3 protein-coding genes are annotated in these 4,612 nt (G+C 72.0%); 2 read left to right on the top strand and 1 reads right to left on the bottom strand.

The annotated features are described in order from the left end of the window. Together AF1_RS32025 and AF1_RS32020 are read left to right on the top strand one after the other, a co-directional pair. A partial coding sequence (locus AF1_RS32025) for a non-ribosomal peptide synthetase (RefSeq protein WP_157419398.1) occupies positions 1-899 on the top strand: 899 nt, incomplete at its 5' end. 25 nt (positions 900-924) lie between these two features. Next, positions 925-1,692: an AfsR/SARP family transcriptional regulator gene (locus tag AF1_RS32020; RefSeq protein ID WP_067807996.1), complete on the top strand. Its 768-nt coding sequence runs from the start codon at positions 925-927 to the stop codon at positions 1,690-1,692. A gap of 74 nt (positions 1,693-1,766) precedes the next feature. Here AF1_RS32020 and AF1_RS32015 read toward each other — a convergent pair. Further along, positions 1,767-4,612: type I polyketide synthase (locus AF1_RS32015; protein ID WP_157419397.1), on the bottom strand; the 2,846-nt coding region annotated here is incomplete at its 5' end.

Here is a 4,612-nt window from a genome sequence, read left to right as displayed (position 1 = left end):
TCTGGTCGACCTCGGCGGTGCTGTTCGGCCCCGTCGACCGGCAGGTGAACGTGGGCCGGCCCATCCGCGACACCCGCGTCCACGTACTGGACGACCGGGACCGGGAGCTGCCGATCGGCGTGTGGGGCGAGCTGTGCATCGCCGGTGCCGGGCTCGCCGACGGCTACCACGGCCGTCCCGAGCTGACCGCCGAGCGCTTCCCGGACGTCCCCGGCCTCGGCCGTGTCTACCGCACGGGGGACACCGCCTTCTGGCGCGCGGACGGCAGCCTCGTCCTGCTCGGCCGCGGCGACCGGCAGATCAAGCTGCGCGGCAACCGGATCGAGCTGGGCGAGGTCGAGGCGACGCTCGCCGAGCACCCCGCTTTGCGCGCGGCGGCCGTCGTCCTGCACGGCGACCCGAGCGCGGACGGAAGGCTGATCGCCTACGTCACCACGGCCGGGACGCCGCCGGAGCCCGAGGAACTGTGGCGGTGGGCGGCCGAGCGGATGCCGCGCTCGATGGTCCCGGCGAGGTTCGCGGTGGTCGAGGCGTTCCCGACGACCGCCAACGACAAGGTCGACTATCCGGCGCTCACGCGGCTCGCGGGGCAGGAGGAGGAGGCAGCCGCCCGTCCGGCCGCCGCGCGTTCGGACGCGGGAGACACGGGCGGCGACGAGCTGGTGACGGAGCTGCTCCGGCTGTGGCACGACCTGCTCGGCGTGCCCGACCCGGAGCCCGGCACCAACTTCTTCCTCAGCGGCGGCGACTCGCTTCAGGGCGCGCTGCTCGGCCAGCGGGTCGAGGAGCTGACGTCGGTGGGACTGCCGCTTGCCGAGATCTTCGAACATCCGACGCCCCTGGCTCTGGCCGCCCGCGTGCGGTCCGAGCTCGCCAAGCAGGACCCGGCGCACGAGTGACCGGATCCGGTGGAGGAGACGACGCATGAAGTACCAGGTTCTGGGGCCGGTCCGGCTGGTGGACGGCGGCACCTCGCACATCGTCCGGGCCCAGAAGATCGAGACAGCCCTCGCCGCGCTGCTGGTCTGCCCGAACCAGGTGGTGTCGACCAAGCAGCTGATCAGTGAGATCTGGGACGAGGAGCCGCCGCTGCGGGCCGTCCCGGCCCTGCACGTCTACATCTCGCAGCTCCGCAAGCTGCTGTCGCGGTTCGGCGCGCCCGCCGGCCCGATTGTCACCCAGGCGCCCGGCTACCTGCTGCGCGTCGACCCCGCCGACGTCGACTACCTGGTGTTCCAGGAGCACGTCAGGACGGGCCGGACGCTGCTGATGCGGGAGCGCTGCGAGGACGCCCTGGCGGTGTTCGAGCGCGCCCTCGGCCTCTGGCACGGGCCCATGCTGAGCGGCCTCACGCTCGGCCCGATCGGCCGCAGCCTCGTCGCCCGGGTCGAGGAGACCCGGGTGGAGTGCCTGGAGATGGACGTGGAGGCCAGGCTGATGCTCGGCCGCCACCGCGAGGTGGTAAGCCCCCTGTACGGGCTGATCAACGACTATCCGCTCAACGAGGTCTTCTACGAGCAGCTCATGCGCGCCCTGTACGGCTCGGACCGCCGCGCCGACGCGCTGCGCGTCTACCGCATGGCTTGGGAGACCCTCGACCGGGAGCTGGGCCTCGAACCGGGGCGCAAACTCCGTGAGGTCCAGCGGACGATCCTGGCGCGCGACGCCGGAAGGGTCCGCGTCGCGGGCTGACCGCTTTTCTGTGGGAGTAGGCCGTGGGCCCGGGAAGATCCCCGGGACCACGGCCTTTTCCTTGCTCATCTCTTTCAGTGCCCGTCGTTGTCGAGGAAGGCGAACATCTCCTCGTCGCTCGCGGCGGTGAAGGGCTCGTCTGTCCGGGTGTCGGCTGATGTGCTGTCGATCCTTGCCAGTAGGTCGCGGAGGCGGCTTACTGCGGTGTTCCGGATGTCTCCGTCCTCGGGGGCGGCTGCTAGCGCGGCCTCCAGCCCGGCGAGGGCTGCCAGCGGATCGCCCGCGCCGTTCGTCGTGGTCGCGGTCGTGTGGCTGTTCAGGCGCTCGTGGAGGAAGTCGCCCAGCGCGCGGGGGGTCGGGTAGTCGAACAGGAGCGTCTTCGGGAGGCGCAGGCCGGTGGCCTTCGACAGCCGCTTGTGCAGGTCCAGTGCCATCAGGGAGTCCAGGCCCTGGTCGAACAGGCCGCGGTCGGGCACCACGGCGGATGCGCTGTCGTGTGCCAGGACTTCGGCCACCATTCCCGCGATGAGGTCGGCGAGCACCTTCGGCCGGTCTTCGGGAGAGCGTCCGCTGAGCCGTTCGGTCCACCGGGTGCCGTTTGCCGCGTCCCGTCGTGGGGCGGTTCGGCGGGACGGGAACAGGTCGCGCAGGACGGCCGGGACGCTGGCCGGGCCCGCATTGTTGAAGGCGATGGCGACTAGCTCCGTCCGTTCGATGGTCAGCGCTGCGTCGAACAGCACCAGCCCGTGTTCTGTGGTGAGTGGGTGGATGCCGGACCTTGCGAGCCGTGCCCGGTCTGCCTCGGAGAGGGATTCGCCCATTCCTGCTTGCTCCCAGAGGCCCCAGGCGATGGACGTCGCCGGGAGGCCGGTGTGGTGGCGGTGTCGGGCGAGAGCGTCCAGATAGGTGTTGGCGGCGGCGTAGTTCGCCTGGCCGGGGGTGCCGAGCACGCCGCTGGCGGATGAGAACAGGACGAACGCGTCCAGGTCCAGGTTCTTGGTCTGCTCGTGCAGGTTCCAGGCGGCGTCGACCTTGGGGCGGAACACCGCGTCCAGGTGCTCGGGCGTCTGGTTCTCCAGGAGCGCGTCCCGCAGGACGCCCGCGGAGTGGACGACGGTCTTGAGCGGACGGTCGTCCGGGATGGCGGCGAGGACTTCCGCGAGCGCGCCGGGGTCGGCGGTGTCGCACGCCGCGATGGTGACGTGTGCGCCCAGGCTTTCGAGGTGTTGCTTGAGCTCGGTCGCGCCCGGGGCGTCGAGTCCTCGCCTGCTGGTGAGCAGGAGGTCGGTGGCGTCGTGGTTGGTGATCAGGTGTTCGGCGACCAGGGCGCCGAGGGTTCCGGTGCCACCGGTGATCAGGACTGTGCCGTTGGACGCCGCCGCGCGGCGCGCCTGGCCCGTGGCGGGGACGGGGGCGAGCCGGGGGATCAGGACGCGTCCCTCGCGAAGCGCGAGCTGCGGCTCCCCGGTCGCGAGCGCTGCGCGGAGCGCCCGTGCGGAGGCGGGATCGCGGTCAATGTCCACCAGGACGATCCGGTCGGGATGCTCGGCCTGCGCGGAACGGACCAGCCCCCACAGGGACGCATGCCCGAGCCGGGGAGCCTCCGTCGCGACGGCCCCGGAGGTCACGATGACGAGCCGGGCGTCGGGGTGGTGGTCGCCGGTGAGCCATGCGCGCAGGTCTTGGAGGACTTGCGTCGCCGTCGCCCTCACGGCGTCCGGGGTCTCGCGGGTTGTCTCCGGGACGATCAGCAGGGCCGTGCCTGATGGGGGCGCGTCTGCCAGGTCCTTCGTGGTGATTGCCTCCTCCAGCTCGGCGGCGATGCCGTTTCCGGGCTCGGACGTCACGATCGTCCAGGGGCCTCTCGCGTGGGGAGCGGTGGCTGCTGGAGCCGCGACCCATTCCTGCGCGTAGAGGATGCTCGGGGTGCTGCGTGACGCGGCGGTGGCCAGCACTTCGGCCGGCAGCGGGCGGATGGTCAGCGCCGCGATCGTCGCCACAGGCGCACCGTCCAGAGCGCGCAGGGTGATGGCGAAGGTGTCGTCGGCTGTCCGCTCGATCGCCGCCTGGACGTCGGTCGCGTCTGTGGCGTGCAGCTCCACGCCCGACATGCTGTACGGGACAGGCAGGCTTTCCGGCTCTGCCGCGTCGTCCAGCGCCAGAGGGTGGAGGACGGCGTCGAGCAGCGCTGGGTGCAGCCCGAACCCCGCGCCGGCCGTCTCGGCCTCGGCGTCGAGCCGGACGCGGGCGTAGCGCGTGGCACCGTGCTCCCACAGCTCGCGCAGGTTCTGGAAGGCCGGTCCGTAGTCGTAGCCGCGGGCCGCCAGGGTGGCGTAGGCGTCCGAGACGTCGAGGGGCGTCGCGCCGGAAGGCAGCGGCGGGACGGGCTCGGTCTCGGATTCGGCGGCGGTGAGGACACCGGTCGCGTGTCGCTTCCATCCCTCCTGGTCGCCGTGGCGGCGGGAGCGGACGGTGAGCGTCCGGTCCCCGTCCTCGCCGGGCGCGTCCACGGTCACTTGCAGGTTGCGGGCCTCGTCCGGGGAGAGCGCCAAGGGTGCCTCGAACGTCAGCTCCGTGACGCCGGGATGCCCGGTGAGACGTCCCGCGTGCAGCGCCAGATCGACCAAGGCCGAGGCGGGGAGGAGCGGCGTTCCGTGGACGGCGTGGTCGAGCAGCCACGGATGGGTGCCGGGTGAGAGCCGCGCCGTGAACACGACGCTGTCATCGGGAAGCTCCACGGCCGCGCCGAGAAGCGGATGTTCGGCGGCCGTCAGCCCCAGCCCGGACGCGGTCCCGGTCTCCGCCTCACCGGTCAGCCACAACCGGCGGTGCTGGAAGGGATAGGTCGGCAGCGGCTCGTCGAGGTGCTTACCGGACGGCTTCCAGTCGACGGGGCCGGGGACGTGGGCCAGTGCGCTGT

This window comes from Actinomadura formosensis NBRC 14204, from assembly GCF_001552155.1.
Classification (GTDB): domain Bacteria; phylum Actinomycetota; class Actinomycetes; order Streptosporangiales; family Streptosporangiaceae; genus Spirillospora; species Spirillospora formosensis.
Note: the sequence above shows the minus strand (reverse complement) of the source record. Positions and strands in the feature narration are given on the sequence as shown.